Origin of the sequence: Pseudoalteromonas sp. SG43-6, assembly GCF_014164365.1 — a bacterium.
In the GTDB taxonomy this organism is placed as follows: Bacteria; Pseudomonadota; Gammaproteobacteria; order Enterobacterales; family Alteromonadaceae; genus Pseudoalteromonas; species Pseudoalteromonas rhizosphaerae.
This window is the reverse complement of sequence record NZ_JACJEZ010000011.1, coordinates 85301-106550: the sequence shown is the minus strand read 5'-3', so window position 1 is coordinate 106550 and position 21250 is coordinate 85301. Positions and strand designations below refer to the sequence as shown.

Below are 21250 nucleotides of genomic sequence, written 5' to 3'. Positions count from 1 at the left end.
CTAAGCTTGCTTTTTTTATTCTACCTAAAAGGTAAAATTATACAGCAGTGATGTTCTCTGCTTGTGGACCTTTTTGACCTTGTGAAAGAGTGAACTCTACACGTTGGCCTTCAGCTAAAGTTTTGAAACCTTCGCTTTTGATTGCTGAGAAATGTGCGAAAACGTCTGGGCCATTTTCTTGCTCGATGAAACCAAAACCTTTAGACTCGTTGAACCACTTAACTGTACCTGATACGATGTTAGACATTGTAATATCCTGATATAAAAATAAAATAATTGCTCTAATGAGCGGTGTAGCAAAAAATGAGATGGTACTTTAAAAACTTCAGGACGGTACTACAAGTATTACTTATACAACATCGAAATGGAGATTTATAGCTTTCATGCTTTCTTTCTAGCTGCAGCAAACTATACAGGGTTAATAAGTTATGTCAACCCCTTTATTAATTAATATATAAATACTCAGTCATGAGCCAACCTGTAGTAAATTCAAAACTAAAAAACAGCACGCAGCGGTAACATGCGTTTTTATAATGGCTTGTAAATACGACCAATAAAAAGCCCTTGCAGCTAACTGCAAGGGCTTTTCTTAATCGTTACTAATATTATGATTAACGCTTACGGCGACGACCAAATATTGCTAATGGAGTAAGTAATAACATCAAGAAGCCTAGACTACCGCTACTTGATTTCGATTTGGGCTTTTCAACCACAGGTTCTGCTTCGTTGCTTACGGCAACCGTTACTTGCTCGGTAACCGATACGGTGCCATCACTGACCGCAACTTCGAACACGACTTCTTCGTCGCTTGTGATTGCGCCTGGAGTAAAGCTAAGTACCGCAGTATCTGCATTAGATAGTGTTGCGGTTGTGCCACTTACTTGTGTCCATGCATAAGTGAGTTCATCTGCATTTCTATCCGTGGCTACAGCATTTAAAGTACTGGTTACTGATTCCTTAATACCTAACTCACCGGTAACTGTTACTATAGGAGCTGCGTTATCACATGCGACTGCATCGCCAGCAATTACTGCTGAGAAGATTGGCGTTGTTACATTGTTAAATGTAAGGTTATCAATCCACCATCCTAAATCACCAACAGCGCCATCTGATGAAAGGCGAAAGCGTAGTTTTGCTCTATTACCATTGAGTTCACTACCAAAATTAATTGTTTCGTAGTTACCGTATACGTTATCCTGATTGATGTTGTTACCTGTAAACGTATCACGCTCTTGGATAGCTTGGGAGTCATTCTCAATTAACGGACCATCGTAACCACGATTAAATGTACCACCCATTTCAGTCACATCAACCCAGCTACCACCATTGACGCTAATTTCAACAACACCACCATCCCACTCGTTTTCAATACGATAAAAATGCCAGAATGACACCTCAAAGTCACCTGCAAAGCCAATATCAAATCCTTTAGTTTCTATCGCTACATCTGATTGGAAATCGTTGTTCTGCAAGAACATCGTTTGCTCACCAAGCTCAAAACCAAAGCTGTTGAAAAAGGCAACATTATCATCAGCTGCCATACTTTGTGTACCTTTAGCTAAATCACCACCGATCATTACATTTTCTTTTAGATCATATAATGATGCTCTCGCTACTTCCATGTTATCCATAGTTTGCGCGCCGACTGGCTGTTTTTCTTTAAAAGCCATGTTGACCGAATAAGTAACTTTTTCAGTGGCAGCTTCAACAATTTCATCGTCAGCAGATAACTCTGGGAATGATACTTCAATTTCTAAGTTTTCAGCTGTACCTGATTCATTTAAGGTAAACTTAAGGGGTGAACTCGTTGCAGTCGAAAATGGCATTGTGTCAGCAAATGTAACTAAACCATCATTTTCAAATGTCACATCATGATCACTGACCACAGTCAGTTGAGCTTGCGTACCAGTAAGCATTTTACTACCAGTATTTGTAATACTCACAGTTAATGTGGCCGTTTCACCTTTATCGACAATACCGTCATTTGAACAAAAGCCTAGCTCTGCACCATTGTAGTTTGCATCAATAGCCACATCTTTGAGGTTAAAGCTAGCCAGTTCCATCTTGTCAGATTCTACAACGCCCGTTAAATCTTCACTGAAACGATCTGGCGCTACAGCACCTAAACCCATGCCGCGTTTAGCAAATGCACCTAAAATAAGCTCATAATCTTTGGTATCAACAGCGTATGCCGCCGCTAATATCGCATCACGTGCTTCAGTATATAAAGGCGCAATTGGTGTTAATTTATAGCCTGCAACAAGGTAGTTAGCCATGCGATTTTGTGCTTCTTCAAAACCATGTTCATTGATTAATGCTACATAACTTTCCCAAAGCATAGTCGCCCAAATTTCACCCGCAGCATGTGGAGAGGCTACACTTGTTGGTGAAATGCCTACATCTGCACCTGCATTTTCAGTAATGTGACGGAATGAAAGCGGATTAACTTCTTTATTTGTAGAGTATGGTACACGACGAATACCATAGTAGAAGTCTTCAACAAACGTACCACTGCCGTATGCTTTTTGGAACTTGTCGTTACCTGTGATGTTGATGTCATCAGCTTTAGCAATAAACATCAGGGAGTGGAAATCACCCCAGCCTTCACCCATTGCACGGCCTTGGAAGTTAATTAGACCCGCAGAGTTACCAACTAAACGGTTACTAATATAGTGGCCCCATTCATGAGCAATAATACCGTTATCAAGTGTGCCATCTTTTAACTTGGCATTATTGAACATATTAACAGTAACTGTATTACCAGCACTTATAGAGTCATACATGAGATGACCATCAGCAAAGTTAAGACCCATATTAGGAATTAACACCGCATCATCTTCACCGCCCATAGCCGCAGGCTCATCAGTGTCTGGAACGTTGTTTACAACAATTGCGCCGATTGCTCCAACTTCTTGAGCATGTAAAACTTTTGCTGTGAAGTTGCACGAACCACGATCAATTAAGGCAATTTTTCCAGCTAACTCTGCGCCATTAGTTGCAGGCTCACAGCCATCGAAAACGCTACCTGAATCAGTGTCATTACCATCAACCAAACGTACAACTTCAGCTGTAACATCAGCAAATTGGAATTGCCCAAAGCCCGAGACTTTAGAAGACTCAAGAACTCCAATAGTTGCGTCAGAGGTTACAACCACACCAAAGTCTGTGCCTACTTTTGCATCTTTACTATTATACAAATACATTTGCATACGTGGACTTGCACCATCAGCTGGTGTTGCCATATTAGCATTATCTAAACCGCTATTATCTTGCGCTTGAGCCTCAATTGGATCCCCTTCAATGCCACCGCGCTCATAGTTAGAGAGCTGAGCTACATTCGAAGTTTCATCAAAACCATGATCATAGAAGAAGTCGTGCAAAAAGTTATTCATGTAGAATAAGTTTACAATTGCCGCTTTGCGATTGTCGTAACTGTTTGCGACTTGATCAACTTGATAGGGGTAATCAAATGTAAAATCTGAGGTTGTTTCAGCAGTGAAGTCACCTTCAGTGAAACCTTGTGGTGCTATAACGTCGGCATATGCAAATACGTTATTACCAGATGTAGTTGTAGCATCATCAGTAAGCCATGGATCCATGGTGCTTAACTTACTGTAATAAGAAAGGCTCACTATCGGTGCATCAAGGATTTCGGTTTCATCTGTTTGATCAGGACCGTCAGCAGGAATAACATCACCATGTGGGCCTTCCCATGGGTAACCATCTGCATCAGCCCAGACACGGTAGTTAAAATCAGCAGCATGCGCTTTCAGGTCTTTTTTGAAATATACTTTGCTGTTTTTTGCACCAATAACATAGCTGAAGTAGTCACTTTCTAAACTGTTCTTATCTGCGACTTCAACTTCAACATAATAAGCTGATTCAAGTTGACCATTAACCTCAAAGAATACTTTTTTAGCGCGCGGCTGGCCAACTACAACTTTATCACCACTTTGATTAGTTACAGTGTATTTAACGTAATCGCCTTGTTCAGTTGATTTTGTAAGGGATACATTAATATCTGCTAGCTTTTTAATCGCTTGTTTAATGCTCTGCTCAGCACCAACAAAATCAGCTAATGGTGCTAATGAACGTTTAGTATTTGCACTTGTGTTAGCAAAATAGCCTGATCCTGCCACCAAGTTATGTTCCTTATCCATGATAAGGTTATATTCACGATTAAAAACTTCTACGCCATGAACTTGTTGTTTATATTTAGCCGTTACAGAACCACTTTTTTGTTTAGATAAATCTGCAAGAACTGCGTTTGACGTCCCTTTTTTACTAGTACTGAAACCGGTTAAAGCATTTAAATAAAAATCTGCAGCGTATGCATTTCTTTGTTCAGGTAAAACAACTGACATATTAGGTTTTGCTTGACCAACGGCTTGCCAAAGAAACGTTGCCTTGCCAAGCTGAGCATCAAAAATTGAATCATGCCCCGATACTGTTCTACGTTCAGCTAATGCACGTTGCTGGGTTATTTGTGGATTAAATTGAACTTGAGAGCTGACGCTTGGCGCATTAAAAAATCGAGTTTGCTCAGTAGCTTGTACTTGAGTCGATGCCAAAATAGCCGTAACCATCGAAGCAACGGCCGTTACTTTAAATTGATACATTAATAATCCCCTGTTGTTATAATTTTAATTTGGTTAACATTCATAACCAAGAACAATGTACACTAATGATGTTAACCAAAGAAAGCCAAATGTAAACAAAGGTAAATGGGGAAATTTCAAATATGTCAAATAACTTTAAATTACAGCTAGTTATAATTACAATCGCACTAATAAGTGGATGTAAAAAAAATGAAACACTAACTGATAGTACCGAAAACAGCACCAATACTAGCAATGAAAAAGCTCAAGAAGTAGCTTTAAATACTTCACAAAAACTAAAGAATGTAGAAACAACACTTTTAGTTAGCAATTCAATTAATAATAACGGGGAAAAGATTAGCTATAAAACGGATAAATTACTTAAAGGAACAACTGTCCATAATCACGCGACATCGGAGCAAGGAATTGTCACTGGAGCCGTGTTTATCACCTTGAAAAGCGACGATATTCCGCTAGCACTCAAAAGTACGTACAACACAAAAAAAATTACCAAGCACACCTATCAATTCCTAGTCGATAAAAATACCGACTTGAAATCAACAATAAGTGATTTAAAGCAATATACCGTTATTGATACTATTGAAATCGCAATTAATTATTCACCCATTGAGGAGCAGTTTTAATTACTCGACCACAAAGTCAAAATAGGTATTCGGGTAGGCTTGCGGCTGATAGGTAAAGTGCCACCACTCCATTGCGTAAGGTGAAAATCCAGCGGCAAGCATAAGATTTTTCAGTTTATACCTATTCGCTTGTTGGTCTTGCGTTATACGCGGGTCGTCAGTATTTGAAATGGTATCGAACATATCAAACAATGAGCCCATATTTAATGCTTTGCCTTGACTATCTGTCAAAGTTAAATCAATGGTTGAACCACGGCTGTGGCCTGATTTAGCTGCGATATAATCACCGAGTAACTGGTCTTTTCCTAAATTAGGGTAATACGCTGCTTTAGTTTTTGTGTCAGTTGCGTCGTTAACCCAACGCACAAAGTGGTCAACGGCACGTTGTGGCCGATAACAATCATAGATTTTAAAATTATAACCAGCTTGCTCCGCCTGAGAATGCGCTTTTACCAGCGCTGCGGCTGCCGTTTTATGTAATAAGCATTTAGGTGCGTTATAACCTTCGATTGGTTTACCGACAAAGTTTTGCCCACTAAAATAGCGGATATCAAAGAATGCAGTTGGTATTAACGTTGCCACATCAACAAACTCACTACGATAGCTTTGAGCTGGGTCGGGATATTTAGCGTTAGCGTCATGGGCAATTGCTGTACTGCTTAAAGCATGTATTCCAAGCAGTGATATTAGTTTAAAACTGATATTTAACAACATTGTAGTAGCCTATAACATTAAAAACAGGCTAGTAATATTGCATAGTTAAAAGCCATTGCCAATAAATTATTGCTGTTCGACAAACTCAGATTGGATAAACTGAGAATCGATAATACATCGATTACGACCCGTTTTTTTCGCTTTGTATAAAGCCTGATCCGCTTGTTTGAGTATCTCTTCAACACTCAATTGCATCAGTGGCCAGCCAGAAATACCTATTGATATGTTGATACTTCCTACTGGTTCGATGATTGTTTCTGATACACGCATACGTAATCGTTCCGCAAGTAGATAAGCTGACTTGGCGTTAATATTTGGTAATATAACAATAAACTCCTCTCCTCCCGTACGTGCAACAAAATCATTTTCACGGGTTACATCAACAATAATTGTAGCCAACGATTGCAAAACAATATCACCAATATCATGGCCAAACTCATCATTAACACGCTTAAAAAAATCAATATCGATAGCAAGCACAGTAAAAGACGTTTGCTGTAAAGTTAATTGATCTAACATGAACTCCAGGCTACGTCGGTTATGTAAGCCCGTAAGTGGATCTGTTTGTGCTTCATGCTGTAATAGACCAATCTGGTTTTGTAATAAGCCGACTCCTTTTAGCATAGCTAAACGCAGTTCAGAGCTTTCATAATACCAAGACCGCACTTGCTTTAACTGTTGCGAAGTTGACGGGTTATCAAGTGTTTTAGCCGTTTCTGCAAGTTGCCTTAAAGGCTGTGAAATTAATCGAGCTAGCACCCAAATAAATATAAAAGTTGCCAACCCTACTGGCAGGGTTCGATATAGAACATTCATCATCAAACCATCTAGTGGCGCAAATGTAGCGCCTAATGGTCGTTGTGTGACAATGCCCCAAGAGGCACTTTTTAATGGTGCATAACCTGCCAGCATGGCAATGTTTTGACTATTTTTTAACTGCCTAGTGCCACTTTCACCTCTTAGCACCGCTTCGATCACTGGATTGCCAAAAACTTGTTCACCAATCCGAGCAACATCAGGGTGATAAAGTAAGCGCCTACTCTTATCAACAACGTAGATATATGAGCCGTCTTTATGAAAATGTACTTGCAGTAAGTCATGTAAAATCCCTTTTTGTTTTAGATATAATGTCCCACCTATATAACCAAGGTATTCATCTTGAGAGTTAAATATCGGATGCGAAATAAATATTATGAGATTCCCTGCCGCAGAAATATAAGGCTCACTGATCATTGGCTTTTTCTTCGCTAACGCTTGTTTTGCGCCATCACTTTCTAATAGCTGTCCTTTGAGCTTTAGACTCAATGGCGAGAGCCCCAAAACTACGCCATCTTTGTCAACGACAACGGTTGAATTAAAGCTATCAGTTTGCAACCGAAGACGCTGCGTTTCTTGTGCGAGAGTGTTTGCATCATTAAACTGGATAGCAAGGATTTTTGCTGAATAAGCGAGTTGCTGCTGAGCAGCCAGTAGAAACCGGTCAGTGGCAGAGACAAGTTTAGCGGCATACGCATTATGGTTTTTTAAGGTTTGTGATTGTAGTTGCTGTTTTTGTACTTGGTAGCTGGAATAAAAGCCATTTAGAAAGGTGATCACAGTCACTGAAATAGCTAAAAACAAGATTAACTTTTTTAAATCAAGGTTGATATTCTTAAGGCTTCGCAAAATAGTTTTTCTCTATGCTGGCCTTGTATTTCCTTGGCGGTTATGTAAACAACCCATACTAGCAAGTTACTCTCACAACCGACAACTCAATCCGCTCTAAACTTGATTTAGCGCAAATTAACAGTGTATTTATTAACATTTACTTGTTCTAATCGCTGGCGCTAAGCGATTGCTGTTTCCCCATAGAAAAATCAATTTATCTGTTTGCGCTTTTAACAAAATAAGCGAAGAAAATTTACCTTGCGCAAAACGAATAAATTATTACAATTAAAAAACAAATAACAAATAAAAGAACATTATGGTTAAACATCACTGCCAGAATATATTGTCACAATTACCCAGTCATCGTTTGCTCGCCTTAGATGTACTGCGAGGGCTCACTATCACTGCGATGATTCTAGTCAATAACCCAGGGAATTGGTTATATATGTACTGGCCGCTTAAACATGCTGATTGGCATGGCCTAACACCCACTGATTTAATTTTCCCATTTTTTATTTTTATTGTTGGGATGTCGATCACCCTATCGGTTAATGCCATGCAGGCAAAAGGAATTACTAAACAAAGTATACTCAGATCTGGTGTAGTGCGTACGGTAAAGCTAATTGCATTAGGTTGGTTTTTAGCCCTGTTTTACTATAATTTTCGCGATCCTAATTTCAGCTGGCTAGATGAACGTTTAGCAGGTATTAGGATCATGGGCGTTTTACAACGCATCGGTCTAGTTTATCTGATTGCCTTAGCTTGTTACCTTTATATAAAACCAAAGTATATTGCGCTTACTTTTGTGAGCTTACTCATCGGGTACGGCGCGTTAATGATATATACGCCCTATTCATTGCCTAACGGTGAAATCGTTAAAGGGCTGTGGCTGCATGGTAATAACCTCAGCGCTTGGCTTGATAATTTACTGCTCGGTGCAAATCATGTTTACTATGCCACAGCAAAACCTTTAGCATTTGATCCAGAAGGAATACTTTCAACCTTACCTGCAATTGCAACGGCATTATCAGGAATATTATGCGGATACTATATAAGCACTGAAAAAAACCTTGGCAAACAAGTCAGAATATTTACCCTAGTGGCTATTACAAGCATTGTTTGCGGGTGCTTACTTTCACTTTTAATACCAATAAACAAAGCACTATGGACACCAAGCTATGTAATAATCAGCTCAGGACTAGCGATGTTATGCTATGCACTGTGTAGCTATATTCTCGATATTCGTAAAGTTCGCTTGTGGAGTGCGCCGTTTTTAGTGTTTGGCGCTAACGCTATTTTGTTCTTTATGTTTGCTGGCATCGTAGCGCGTATTTTAATTATGATCCCAGTGGCTGATACAAGTTTAAAAGGTGCTATATTTAATCAAGTATTACAACCGCTATTTGGTAATTATTTAGGCTCTTTTAGCTATTCGTTGCTATTTTTACTCGCCTCTTATCTAGTGATGTATGCGTGCTATAAACGCGGGATTTTTTGGAAAGTATAATGTCTAAGCCTCATCAAGAGGCTGCTTGACTCACTTTATCTAATAAATACAGCACAGATTGGTAGTTAATACCACTGTGCTGAGTTAAGCCAATTTCACAACTGCGGCTATTAGAAATACCGCTACTGCAATTTTGAGGCACTTGGTTACGCAGCGTTTTTAATGCATTAGCATTTAGCTCTGGCAAGTTAAAGCCCTTATCGCCGGCAAAGCCACAACATTCAATATCAGCTGGAATAATCACTTCGTTACTGCATGCTTTAGCTACGGCAACAAGTTGTTGTTCACTGCCACGGCGTTTGCTACTACAGGTAACATGTAACATAACCGGCTCGGGTTGGGCTGTGATGGTCAACTTAGGCAATAAATATTGATAAGCAAACTCAGCGCTTTCGAGTACTGTTAAACCGCGCTGTTGCGCTGCTTCATTGCTTGTTAATGCACATGGACTGGCGTCAAAAATAATCGGGTAACGACCATTTTCAGACACCTGCTGCGCGATATCGAGTAACTGCTCAGCTTTACTTTTTGCCTGTTCAGGTAAACCTTTACTCGCAAAGGGCATGCCACAACATAGCTCATTAATTTGCATCGGCAGTAACAGTTCAATTCCCGCTTTAGTCGCGAGGCTATGCATAACTTGCATAATTGAGCGGCGATCATCCGCTTGCTCATCGGCTGCAAACACCCTGCTGGCACAACTGGGAAGATAAACCACTTTATCAGGCTGTTGTGCCTGTACTATGCTGTGATTAATTGGCTGCTCCCCCCTTGGCCACGCTGAATAATAAAGTGGGGTGCCAATCAGCTTATTAGTAGGTTTGGTTAAAGTACGCAGTGCCTGTGCACCAATGATGTTTCGCACCATCGCCATACTGGTTAAACCAAAGCGTGCTGTATTTGCTAATACCGCAAAATGTTTGACCGCAAAACTGGCTATGCGCGGCGCCATTTTTGCATTGAGTTGCTTTTTTGCCCTCAGGGATTTTATAAATTCACCGGTGTTAATACCGACGGGGCATTTCATGCCACACAGCCCGGTTGCTGCACAGCTATCAATACCTAAATATTGAAAATCTTTTTCGATACTGCTGAGCTGACGATTAATGTGCTGTTTTTCGCTAATATCACCGGTGTTACTAAGTTGATTAACCAATTCAGTGCGACGTCGCCACAGCGTAATACGTTGGCGCGGCGTTAAGGTGAGTCCTTTTGATGGGCATACGGTTTCGCAAAAACCACACTCAATACATTTGTCGATTATATCGTCGCTGCTAGGCATGGTTTTTAAATGCTGAATATGGCAGTTTTCATCGGTATTGATGATCACTCCTGGGTTTAAAATGTGGTCTTTATCAAACAATTGTTTAATACGTTGCATCACAGCAAAGCCATCAGTGCCCCATTCAGTTGCCACAAACGGCGCCATATTTCGCCCAGTACCATGCTCAGCTTTTAATGAGCCATTAAGTTCAACCGCCACCAGTTGCGACACGTCCCGCATAAATTGCTCATAACGCGCTACTTGCGCTGGTGTATCGAACGCTTGGGTAAATACAAAATGCAAATTACCCGCTAAGGCATGGCCAAAAATAATCGCTTCATCGTAACTGTATTTATCAAATAATTGATGCAGAGCTTTAACACCCTGAGCTAATACATCCAGCTCAAAAGCCACGTCTTCAATGATCACAGTGGTGCCATTTTCGCGCACTGCACCGACTGCCGGGAACGTACCTTTACGAATATTCCATAATGATGCATTGCGCTTAGCATCTGTTGAAAACGCCATAATCGCTAATTGATGGGCGCTAAAATGTGCGACAAGCTGATCCACTTGTTGTTGTAAATTAACTAATTGTGTTGCGTCTTCTGCACGTACTTCGATTAATAATGCTGCACTATCTGCTGGGTAGTTATGAACATCTTTAGGCATGATGTCATGCTGCGCGACGCACAGGAGCGAGCGCTTATCCAATAACTCAACCGCCGCTACATCAAGCGTTGCTAGCTGCTTTACTAATTCACAGACTTGGCTTATGTCATCAAAAATAATAAACGCTGAGCTTTTATGAGCATGATCAATCACCGTGTGGTAAGTAATATCAGCAATAAACCCCAGCGTACCTTCAGAGCCAATCATTAAATGCTTAATGATCTCAATCGGATCAGTGTAATCAATTAGCGCGTTTAAACCATAACCCGTGGTATTTTTTAAGCGGTATTTATGAGCGATACGCTGTGCCAACTCAGGATTATTTGTAACCTGCTGGGCAAGCGCAGTGATATCGTTAATAAACGGTTGATGGCTATGTAAAAATTTAGAACGGCTTTGCTCACTGCGTGTATCAAGCACTGTACCGTCAGCGAAGATTAAGGTCATGTCCTTTACTGTATGGTAACTATTTTGTGCCACGCCACAGCACATACCTGATGAATTGTTGGCTGCCATGCCAGCGATTTTACAACTATTGATTGAAGCGGGATCAGGGCCAATTTTACGGCCAAAAGGCGCAAGTACGGCATTGGCACGAGCACCAATAATAGCTGGCTCTAACCGAATGGCAGCGCCGTTATCTTCAATTTGATAACCAGACCAGCAATCACTAAGCAGCACTAATACAGAATCTGTAATTGCTTGGCCTGATAAGCTAGTACCGGCGGCCCGGAAAGTAATGGCAACTTTATATGTTGCAGCGGCACTGATGACCTGTTGCGCTTGTTGCTGATCAGCAACCAGTACTATTAATTGCGGCACTAAACGATAAAAGCTGGCATCAGTGCCAAAAGCATAGCGCCTAGGGTAATCTTCAATGAACGCCGAGGCAGGCAGCTTATCACTGAGTTGTTGTTGAAATAGTGTCAGTGCTGTTGCCATTATTTGCCCCTTTGCGTTCTGTTAATTTACTCGCTTGGCGACCCACCAAGCATTATGGAATATATTATTACTTGAAATAAGAGCGAATTACCATTAATAAAAGCTCGTCTAATATTATTTTTTTTCATCTAAATAACTATTAACTCTTAATATTTATGTAATGATCAGGCAAGCATGTGATTCGTCGGTGGTTTTTGCAGTTCTGCAAAAAAAACGTTAATGTGACAAAAATATGTTGTATTTTAATCCAAAATGGCATTACCATCAGGAATAAAATATTCATAAATAAAATAAGCAATTCAGCTTTGGAGCCTACTGTGTTAAATAAGTTTGCCATATCATCAATTCTCTTTGGACTAGGGTGTTTATTACCAATGAAATCGACCTTTGCAGCGACCAATTTAACCCTTGAGCAACAGCTTGGCCAAAAGCTGATGCTCGATTTTCGTTATTATTGTGAGCAAGACAGCGAGAACACACCTGAGCAAAAGTGCCGTAATGCAGTCACTGAATTACCTGCAGATTTAGCCAAGGTGATCACTAAACATAATATTGGTGGGGTGATCTTATTTGCTGAAAATATCGATAATATTGCGCAAATCGTTAAATTAAATAATGCTATGCAACAAGCTGCAGCAAAGTCGAGCTTAGGCGCACCATTATTTATTTCAATTGACCAAGAAGGCGGACGTGTTGCACGTATTCCTCGTGATATTGCCACTTCATTTACTGGTAATATGTCGATTGGCGCAAGTTATGCGGTTCACGGCACCAAGTTTGCTACACAATCTGCACAAGTGATTGCTGATGAATTAAAAGCCATTGGTGTGAATGTTAACTATGCACCAACTGTTGATGTAAACATGAACCCTGATAACCCGGTTATTAATGTGCGCTCATACGGTGAAGATCCAACACTTGTGAGTATTTTAGGTGGCGCACAAGTTGCTGGCTTTGAAGGTAATGGCGTAATTACCTCACTGAAACACTTTCCAGGCCATGGTGATACAAACGTTGATAGCCACACTGGCTTGCCAAAAGTAATGCACGATAAAGAAACTATCTGGGAAAAAGATTTACCTCCGTTTCAAACTATTATTAAAAAGCAAAACCCTGGCATGATCATGACTGCACATATTCAGTACCCAGCACTGGATAGCAGCACATTTGTTAGTAAAGATGGCAAAACCATGATCAAACCTGCGACGATGTCGCATAAAATCATCAGCGAATTATTACGCGATGAAATGGGCTATCAAGGTGTAGTGATCACCGATGCGCTAGATATGGCTGGTATTAGCCACTTTTTCGAACCAATTGAAGCCGTTGTAAATACCTTTGCTGCCGGAGTTGATATTGCTTTGATGCCAATTGAAATTCGTAGTCCAAAAGATTTAGTCGTATTAGATAAATTGATCAGCCGCTTAGTGAGCGAAGTTGAAAAAGGTAATTTACAAGCCGACGAAGTCGCTATCTCTGCTCAACGCATCATCAATTTAAAAAGTAAATTTAAACTGACCACAGAGCTTGACGAATCGTTAGCAATGCAAAAAGCACAACTTATTCTCGGTGATGATAATCATCGCAAAGTCGAAGCAGAGCTGGCTCTTGCCGCCATTACCCAAGTTAAAAATGACCAGCACACTTTACCGATTAAACTGACGACAAATAGTAAAGTACATATCATCATGCCTGATACCCGCAAGTGTTTGGCGCTACAACAGGCAATTACAGAAAATACTCAACAACCACTTGCATTTAGCTGCACCAGTTTACAAGGCTTTGAGCCCACAGCGACGTTAAAAGCAATCAATGAAGCGGATATCATCATTGCAGGCAATGCATCACCAAACCAAAGCGCGGTAGAAATTGGCGGCATGGATGACCTTGCTGATAACCCTGCATTTGCAATTGCAAAATCGGCGCAAGGTCCGGCACTTGAAAAACTGCTTCAGCAAGCGCAACAAGCTGATAAGAAAACCGTTTTTGTTAGTTTACGAGCACCATACGATATTGCCACATTTGGCCAATATGCGGATGCAATTTTAGCAACTTATGCGTATAACATAGATGTAGATAATGATGTTAAAGTAGCAGGGCCAGCTTTTACTGCTCTTGCAAAAGTACTAGTTGGTAAAAAGCCAGCGCAAGGTACTTTGCCTGTTACCGTCAGTGGCATTAACAACAACTAAAAGTTTACGAGGATACTATGCAACATAACGCATCACTTACTACGCCTTACGCTATTCGTAATATGATCAGGAATGAAGATTATACCGGTAGTACATCGGGCTTTGTTCCCGGCTTTGTACAGGCTAATTTAGTGATTTTGCCCCAGCGCTATGCGTTTGATTTTTTACAATTTTGCCAAGCAAACAAAAAAGCGTGCCCAATTGTAGCAAGTAGCCGCACGCCTGGAGCTACTAGCATTCCAAATGTTGCTCATGATTTAGATATTAGGACTGACATACCTCGCTATCGTATTTTTAAAAATGGCCAATTGATTGAAGAAGTAACGAATATCAAAGAGCAGTGGCGCGATGACTTGGTCACTTTTTTAATTGGTTGCTCGTTTTCATTTGAAGAGTCGTTAAAGTTGGCGGGCCTAGAAATACGTAATATTACGGAAAATAAAAATGTACCTATGTACATGACTAATATTCCCTGCGAAAGCGCCGGTATATTTCATGCTAACATGGTCGTTAGTATGCGACCGATGAAGCCGGCAGATGCGATTCGGGCAATCCAAATATGTAGCCGCTTTCCAGATGTGCATGGAGCGCCAGTTCACTTTGGGGATCCAGCTGCAATAGGTATTAAAGATATTAATCGCCCTAACTTTGGTGAATCTGTCACCATTAAAGACGGTGAAGTACCGGTATTTTGGGCCTGTGGTGTCACGCCGCAAGTAGCCATAGCTAATGCTGCGCCTGATTTTTGCATTACACATAGCCCAGGTCATATGCTGATCACCGACATTCAAAACGCCCATATCTCGGCTTTTTAAACGGGAATAATGATGAAGCTCAATTGTGATTTAGGGGAAAGCTTTGGTGCATGGCAAATGGGCCTTGATGAAGAGGTAATGCCGCATATTGATATGGCTAATATTGCTTGTGGTTTTCATGGCGGTGATAGTGATGTTCTAGCACGCACCCTGATGCTTGCTAAACAACATGATGTCATTATAGGCGCGCACCCCAGCTATCCTGATAAACAGGGCTTTGGGCGTCGCTCCATGGCATTAACACCACAAGAGCTAAGCAATTGCCTGCATTATCAAATAGCCGCAATTGAAGGTATGGCAAGAGTACAAGGCCTCACTTTAGAGTATGTGAAGCCACATGGCGCGTTATATAACGATATGATGGCCGATAAAACAATTTTGACCACGGTGATGCAAGCTGTTGCCAGTTACCCGAGCCCTTTAAAACTAATGCTTCTCGCCACTGCGAAAGCAGAGCAACATCAACAACTTGCTCAACAATATCACCTTGAATTAATTTTAGAAGCATTTGCTGATCGCCAATATACCGATGACGGTCAATTAGTATCACGGAAAATTGCTGGTAGTGTGCATGATAAACCTGCGCTAATAGCGCAAGTTAAACAGTTACTCGCCACCGGCTGCGTAACCACACAATCGGGCAACCAACTGCCTTTACACGCCGACAGTTTATGTGTGCATGGCGATAACGCAGCAGGCATTGCCCTAATTCAAGAGATCAAAGCGTTATGCCACACTCGTTAAGTGATGAACAATTAAGTCAAGCAATCGAAACCATGATGGTAGAACAAAACCTACGTGGTATGCAAAATCTCTATGCCTATCAACAGACAGGGACTTATCTGCGCGCTGCAAAGTCGTTATTTGATGCCAAAAGTACGGTACTCATTGGTACCGGTTTTGCCGTCAAGCAAACCTTTGAAACCGATGGCCCTGTTGGCGCCATTGCTTTATACAATGCTTTAATTACGCTAGGTAAAAATCCTATTTTAGTCTGTGGAAACCCCCTTTACAGTGCACTGAAAAATGAATTTAACTGTTTTGAATTGCCACTGAATAATTTTACTGATGCAATGGCTTTTAGCAAAGCTGCGCTGGCTGAATTAAAGCCAGATTGCGTATTGTCTATCGAGCGCCCCGGGCTGTGTCACGGCAATAAATATTACAATATGCGTGGTATTGATATTTCGGCTGATTGTGGTTGTTTTGATTTTTTTGTCAGCCAAGCCTCCTGCCCAACGGTAGCTATTGGTGATGGCGGTAACGAAATAGGGATGGGCAATTTATCACAATATATGACTGAGCTGAGCATTATGCCGTGCCTTACTTGCTGCGATGAACTGCTGTTAGCGGATGTATCAAACTGGGCAGCTTACGGCATTATTGCGTTTTTAAGCCGCTGGCATAGCCAAGACTTACTCGCAGAAGTCGATACTTTAGCAATCCTGCAATATTTGAGTGAACGTGGCAGTGTAGATGGCGTTACTCACAAAAACGAATTAACCGAAGATGGCTTACATGCTATGCATGGCCAACAACTCATCGCAAGACTACGTCAGCTTAGCGGTGTTGCCAATCAGAATGAGGATTTATAATGAGTACGGTGTATTTAAACGGCGACTATATGAACGCAGAGCACGCAAAAATATCGCCAATGGACAGAGGCTTTTTATTTGGCGATGGTATTTACGAAGTGATCCCTGCCTATAATGGCAACATGCTTGGCTTTGCAGCGCATATTGAACGCATGAAGAATGGTTTAAATGAACTGGAAATTGTACTCGATTATACAGCTGATACATGGCGTGAAATCTGCCAGCAGCTGTGTGAGAAAAATCACGGTGAAAACCTTGGTATTTATTTGCACGTTAGCCGTGGCGCTGATACTAAGCGTGCTCATGCCTACCCGAGTGGTATTACGCCAACGGTATTTGCCTACGCCTTTGAAATTCCAGCACAACCCGTTAGTGATATCGACAACGCCACGACTTATACTGTATCCGTTGAGCAAGATAAGCGCTGGCAGCGTTGCCACATCAAGTCAACCGCATTACTCGGCAACGTGATTCATTACCAGCATGGTGCGGCGGCTGGCAATAAAGAAACCATTTTATACAATCGCTTAGATGAGCTTACCGAAGCAAGCTCAAGTAATGTGTTTATTGTTAAAGATGGCGTGATCAGCACACCCCCATTGGATAACCAAATTTTACCGGGTATCACTCGCTGGTTAATTTTAACGATATTACACAGCCACAGTGACTTCAAAGTCCAAGAACGTATTATTACTAAGCAGGAACTATTTGCAGCCGATGAAGTGTGGATAACCAGTGCCACAAAAGAAGTTGGCCCAGTGGTAAAACTCAACGGTCAACTGGTCGCTGATGGCAAACCAGGGAAAATATGGCAACAAGTACAGAGCTTATTTACTGAACATAAGTTTGATTATTAATAGCGCTAAGCGGTAATTATAAAAGCTGGGTTTGTTAAGTAAACACGGCTTTTAAAATCCAATTAAGTTTTCGCTTACTTAGGCTGATACGGCCAAACTTCTAGTACTCCATCACTGCTTCCGCTGACAATTGTTTTATTTTCTTTATCATACGCTACAGCTAAAACTGAGCCACGAATGCGCTGTTGTGTCGCTTTATACTCAGCCAATAATGTACCATCTTTTACACGCCATAATTGTATCGTGCTTTTCGGTGAGCCGGTTAAAAACCATTTATCATCATTTACAAACCGCGAGTGGTTAAACTCTATAAAATTAGTAAATATATTTAGCTCAGCTTTTTTAATACCGGTGTTTAAATCAAGAAGTATACGATCATCAACAGAATCTATCACAAAACCTAAACTTGCATTTTCGTTTATACTGACATGATTAACACGAGTCGCTAATTTGAACTCTTTTAAAATAGTACCATCTTTCGTTGACCATAAATAACTAAACTTATCGCTTGAACCGCTTAATGCTGTTTGTCCATCTGCAGATAGTGCTACAGAATTAATATCAAGGCGATGAACTTGAAATAGCGTATTTTGCTTCGTTAGAGAGTTGATCACATCAGCTTCACAGCTACGATAGCCTACCACTATTAACTGACCGTTTGCTGATATTGCAATATCACGAGCAATGTTTTTCCCTGTTGACCAACTACCCAGTAGTTGACCATTTGCAACTGAAAATAATATTAATGCTAAAATAAATATGTTAGTAAATCTCTTAACCAAAGCTCAGCTTAAATAGTCATAGCCTTTACTTTATTTATGAAGTTATTAGCGTATTATCAAAGTCTTACTAATGACACTAAACAAAACAGCAAAATGTTATGGATTTTTCTCTTTATACTAAACTGAGCCCACAACTTAGTCATAATAGTTATTGTTGTGAGTTTGACAGTAGCAGTTTTATTGACAGTGACTTTTTAAATTATCAGATTGTGTTACCGCAACAACTACAAAAGGCTGTTGTTAAACGAAGAGCTGAATACCTCGCCGGCCGTTTTTGCGCAAAACAGGTGTTAACCGCCCTCAATATCCCCTGTTTTGATATTATCTCAGGCCCCGATCGCGCGCCCATATGGCCTAAAAACATTATTGGTAGCATTACCCACACGCAAGGGATCGCAATGGCTATAGCATGTCAGCACACTGATATCGCTGGAATTGGTATTGATATAGAGCAACTAATGAGTGCCAAACAAGAGCTAGAGCTACAAAAGCAAATTTTGCATCCTGATGAATATCCACTGTTTAGGCGATTGGCTGGGCAGCTTTCACATCCATTAACCGTCATTTTTTCAGCAAAAGAAAGTATTTTTAAAGCACTATATCCAAGCGTAAAGCAATTTTTTGGTTTTGAAGCTGCACAGCTAATTGCTTTTAATCAGCAACAATTGCAGTTTAAAATTACTAAATCGCTCGCAGAGCAAGTGCCTCAAGACACTTACGTAACCGTTTTCTATCAATGTAATAAAAGTGTAGTACTCACCGAGTGTGAATTTACTATCGCAGCTCAACCACTCAAAAATACTAATGTCGGCAAGTAGCCACTAATAATCAATCAGGTATTCATCGCATGATGGTGTACCTTTGGGTTTTGTTATTCTATAACGGTTAGGTGCGATAATTAATAACAAGGAATTAAAATGAAATTGATTGCCCCCGCAGCCCTCCTAACCTCGCTGTGTTTTTCAGTATTAGCCAATGATAACCTGCAAACTTTTCAACTAGAAAATGTATTCGACCTTGAATATGCCAATCAAATTGAAATGACTAACGACGGTAAAACCGTCTACTTTGTTCGAAATCGGATGGACATTAAATCAGATAGTAAAGTTAGTAATATTTGGTCTGTCGACAGTAGTTCAAAGCAATTACAACCGCTTACATCGGGTGTACATATGGATTACTCCCCTGTCTTGTCGCCAGACCAATCACGTTTAGCGTTTATTTCAACTCGTGATGGCAGTAGCCAAATTTATGTAAAATGGCTAAAAACAGGCGCTGTTGCAAAAATTAGTAATCTTACTCAAAGCCCTGCAAGTTTGCAGTGGTCACCTAATGGTCGGCAATTACTGTTTAGCCAATTTGTACCGAGTAAAGTTAGTTCTCCTATTAACTTACCAGGCAAGCCTGAAGGTGCCAGCTGGGCAGAGCCTGCTAAATTTATTGATGACGTATATTATCGTGCCGATGGCGGCGGTTATACCAAGCCTGGTTTTCGTCATTTGTTTACTATTGAAGCCAATGGCGGTAATGCCCGTCAGTTAACCTCTGGCGACTTTGATCATGGCGGGCCAGTTAGCTTTTCTGAAGATGGTAACAGCATTTATTTTTCGGCTAATCGCCATGCTGACTTTAAACTCAAACCAACAAATTCTGAAATATATCAGCTGACATTAAATGATCTACAAATAACAGCGCTTACCGACCGAGAAGGTCCTGATCAACAACCGCAAATATCACCAGATGGGCGTTATCTTGCCTATACCGGTTATGATGATAAACGTACCAATTATGAAAATACCCAGCTATATATTCGCGATTTAAAATCGGGTGATACCACAAGTTTAACCGCTGATTTTGACCGCAGTGTCGAGCAAATTAAATGGGCTGATAATTCTAGAGGGCTTTATTTTAGTTACGCCAGTGAAGGCCAAACCGCACTCGCTTATCAACCACGTAGCGGCAAACGAAAAGTGATCACACAAAAAATAGGGAGTGTTTCATTCGGTCGCCCTTATTCTGGTGGTGACTTTGATATAAGCGACGATGGTGATGTGGCAATCACGCTTGCTGATACCCAACGTCCTGCTGATATAGCAATAGTTAAAAATGGTAAAACACAACGTTTAACAAAATTAAATGACGACGCGCTTGGTAATAAACAGCTGGCAAAAGTAGAAGAAATTTGGCTCAAATCAAGTTATGACGACTTACCAATTCAAGGTTGGGTCGCCTACCCTCCTGGGTTTGATAGTAGTAAAAAATATCCCCTTATTTTAGAAATACACGGCGGCCCTGTCGCTAACTACGGTCCACACTTTAGCGCTGAAATACAATTATTTGCCGCTAAAGGTAATGTGGTTTTATATATGAACCCGCGTGGTAGTGATTCATATGGGAAGCAGTTCGCGCAAACTATTCATCACAATTATCCTAGTAACGATTTTGATGACTTAATGACTGGCGTTGATGCGCTTATTGGCAAAGGTTTTATTGATCAGTCAAAACTGTTTGTAACCGGTGGCTCAGGTGGCGGTGTACTTACGGCGTGGATTGTTGGCCATACCGACAGATTTGCCGCCGCTGTTGTTGCCAAGCCGGTGATCAATTGGATCAGCTTTGTACTAACTGCTGACTTCTACCCATTCTTTGCCGATTACTGGTTCCCAGGTAAGCCATGGGATCATATTGAGCATTATATGAAACGCTCGCCAATTAGCTATGTTGGTAATGTTAAAACACCAACCATGCTACTCACTGGTGAAGCGGATTACCGCACTCCTATTTCTGAGACCGAGCAATTCTATCAAGCATTAAAGCTACAAGGAGTTGATACAGCAATGGTACGTATTCCTGATGCATCACATGGCATAACAAAACGGCCGTCAAACTTGATGGCTAAAGTCGCTTATATTCAATGGTGGTTTGATAAGCATAGTAAATAGAAATTAGTTAGCGGCGAGAGTAAAGTTAACAAGTTGCAAGTGTGAAGCTAGAAACCGTAGCTTGGTCCTTAACAACTTT

General features: G+C 40.8%; 15 protein-coding genes. 9 read left to right on the top strand and 6 right to left on the bottom strand.

The genetic code is table 11. The annotated features are described in order from the left end of the window. Positions 1–37 precede the first annotated feature (37 nt). Together H5201_RS06950 and H5201_RS06945 are read right to left on the bottom strand one after the other, a co-directional pair. Complete coding sequence (locus H5201_RS06950) at positions 38–247, bottom strand: cold-shock protein (protein ID WP_058559473.1); 210 nt, start codon at positions 245–247, stop codon at positions 38–40. Between the two features lie 364 nt (positions 248–611). Next, on the bottom strand, positions 612–4619 hold the full coding sequence (locus H5201_RS06945) for a rhombosortase-dependent M36 family metallopeptidase (protein ID WP_182717343.1): 4008 nt from the start codon (positions 4617–4619) through the stop codon (positions 612–614). A gap of 122 nt (positions 4620–4741) precedes the next feature. Between H5201_RS06945 and H5201_RS06940 the strand changes: the two genes are divergently transcribed. Continuing rightward, positions 4742–5242 (top strand): hypothetical protein, encoded by a 501-nt coding sequence (locus H5201_RS06940; RefSeq protein WP_182784066.1) that lies wholly within the window; start codon positions 4742–4744, stop codon positions 5240–5242. Here H5201_RS06940 and H5201_RS06935 read toward each other — a convergent pair whose 3' ends face one another. Both H5201_RS06935 and H5201_RS06930 read right to left on the bottom strand, forming a co-directional pair. Then, entirely contained in the window at positions 5243–5956 is a 714-nt protein-coding gene (locus tag H5201_RS06935; RefSeq protein ID WP_182784064.1) for a M15 family metallopeptidase, read from the bottom strand. A gap of 66 nt (positions 5957–6022) precedes the next feature. Next, complete coding sequence (locus H5201_RS06930; protein ID WP_259399664.1) at positions 6023–7621, bottom strand: sensor domain-containing diguanylate cyclase; 1599 nt, start codon at positions 7619–7621, stop codon at positions 6023–6025. Between the two features lie 298 nt (positions 7622–7919). On the opposite strand from H5201_RS06930, the gene H5201_RS06925 reads away from it, so the two are divergent. Further along, entirely contained in the window at positions 7920–9110 is a 1191-nt protein-coding gene (locus tag H5201_RS06925; RefSeq protein ID WP_182784062.1) for an acyltransferase family protein, read from the top strand. 13 nt (positions 9111–9123) lie between these two features. Here H5201_RS06925 and H5201_RS06920 read toward each other — a convergent pair whose 3' ends face one another. Then, on the bottom strand, positions 9124–11988 hold the full coding sequence (locus H5201_RS06920; protein ID WP_182784060.1) for an FAD-binding and (Fe-S)-binding domain-containing protein: 2865 nt from the start codon (positions 11986–11988) through the stop codon (positions 9124–9126). Between the two features lie 374 nt (positions 11989–12362). On the opposite strand from H5201_RS06920, the gene H5201_RS06915 reads away from it, so the two are divergent. Genes H5201_RS06915 through H5201_RS06895 form a run of 5 tightly spaced genes read left to right on the top strand, consistent with a single transcriptional unit; the run spans position 12363 to position 17447 of the window. Then, entirely contained in the window at positions 12363–14180 is a 1818-nt protein-coding gene (locus H5201_RS06915; RefSeq protein ID WP_182717339.1) for a glycoside hydrolase family 3 protein, read from the top strand. 17 nt (positions 14181–14197) lie between these two features. Next, entirely contained in the window at positions 14198–14995 is a 798-nt protein-coding gene (locus tag H5201_RS06910; RefSeq protein WP_149980357.1) for a putative hydro-lyase, read from the top strand. Between the two features lie 12 nt (positions 14996–15007). Beyond that, a complete protein-coding gene (locus tag H5201_RS06905) occupies positions 15008–15739 on the top strand; it encodes a 5-oxoprolinase subunit PxpA (protein WP_182717351.1) in 732 nt (243 codons plus the stop codon). Further along, positions 15724–16590, top strand: coding sequence for a glutamate cyclase domain-containing protein (locus tag H5201_RS06900; protein ID WP_149980356.1), 867 nt, complete (start codon positions 15724–15726; stop codon positions 16588–16590). The genes H5201_RS06905 and H5201_RS06900 overlap by 16 nt, the downstream gene beginning before the upstream one ends. Further along, positions 16590–17447: an aminotransferase class IV gene (locus H5201_RS06895; protein ID WP_145238837.1), complete on the top strand. Its 858-nt coding sequence runs from the start codon at positions 16590–16592 to the stop codon at positions 17445–17447. Before H5201_RS06900 ends, H5201_RS06895 begins: the two co-directional genes overlap by 1 nt. Before the next feature lie 74 nt (positions 17448–17521). Here the strand turns inward: H5201_RS06895 and H5201_RS06890 are convergent, their stop codons facing one another. Beyond that, the gene (locus tag H5201_RS06890; protein WP_182784058.1) at positions 17522–18229 is read right to left on the bottom strand and encodes a WD40 repeat domain-containing protein; all 708 of its coding nucleotides are present in this window, start codon (positions 18227–18229) and stop codon (positions 17522–17524) included. A 98-nt stretch (positions 18230–18327) separates the two neighbouring features. On the opposite strand from H5201_RS06890, the gene H5201_RS06885 reads away from it, so the two are divergent. Together H5201_RS06885 and H5201_RS06880 are read left to right on the top strand one after the other, a co-directional pair. Beyond that, entirely contained in the window at positions 18328–19047 is a 720-nt protein-coding gene (locus H5201_RS06885; RefSeq protein WP_182761154.1) for a 4'-phosphopantetheinyl transferase, read from the top strand. Between the two features lie 99 nt (positions 19048–19146). Beyond that, positions 19147–21171, top strand: a complete 2025-nt coding sequence (locus tag H5201_RS06880) for a S9 family peptidase (protein ID WP_182784056.1) — start codon at positions 19147–19149, stop codon at positions 21169–21171. Positions 21172–21250: the final 79 nt, after the last annotated feature.

Excerpts from the sequence above, each read along its gene's own strand:
- H5201_RS06945 (WP_182717343.1), bottom strand. The coding sequence starts at position 4,619 with ATGTATCAATTTAAAGTAACGGCCGTTGCTTCGATGGTTACGGCTATT.
- H5201_RS06905 (WP_182717351.1), top strand. The coding sequence starts at position 15,008 with ATGAAGCTCAATTGTGATTTAGGGGAAAGCTTTGGTGCATGGCAAATG.
- H5201_RS06915 (WP_182717339.1), top strand. The coding sequence starts at position 12,363 with ATGAAATCGACCTTTGCAGCGACCAATTTAACCCTTGAGCAACAGCTT.
- H5201_RS06925 (WP_182784062.1), top strand. The coding sequence starts at position 7,920 with ATGGTTAAACATCACTGCCAGAATATATTGTCACAATTACCCAGTCAT.
- H5201_RS06885 (WP_182761154.1), top strand. The coding sequence starts at position 18,328 with ATGGATTTTTCTCTTTATACTAAACTGAGCCCACAACTTAGTCATAAT.
- H5201_RS06910 (WP_149980357.1), top strand. The coding sequence starts at position 14,198 with ATGCAACATAACGCATCACTTACTACGCCTTACGCTATTCGTAATATG.
- H5201_RS06880 (WP_182784056.1), top strand. The coding sequence starts at position 19,147 with ATGAAATTGATTGCCCCCGCAGCCCTCCTAACCTCGCTGTGTTTTTCA.
- H5201_RS06950 (WP_058559473.1), bottom strand. The coding sequence starts at position 247 with ATGTCTAACATCGTATCAGGTACAGTTAAGTGGTTCAACGAGTCTAAA.
- H5201_RS06935 (WP_182784064.1), bottom strand. The coding sequence starts at position 5,956 with ATGTTGTTAAATATCAGTTTTAAACTAATATCACTGCTTGGAATACAT.
- H5201_RS06900 (WP_149980356.1), top strand. The coding sequence starts at position 15,724 with ATGCCACACTCGTTAAGTGATGAACAATTAAGTCAAGCAATCGAAACC.
- H5201_RS06895 (WP_145238837.1), top strand. The coding sequence starts at position 16,590 with ATGAGTACGGTGTATTTAAACGGCGACTATATGAACGCAGAGCACGCA.
- H5201_RS06940 (WP_182784066.1), top strand. The coding sequence starts at position 4,742 with ATGTCAAATAACTTTAAATTACAGCTAGTTATAATTACAATCGCACTA.
- H5201_RS06920 (WP_182784060.1), bottom strand. The coding sequence starts at position 11,988 with ATGGCAACAGCACTGACACTATTTCAACAACAACTCAGTGATAAGCTG.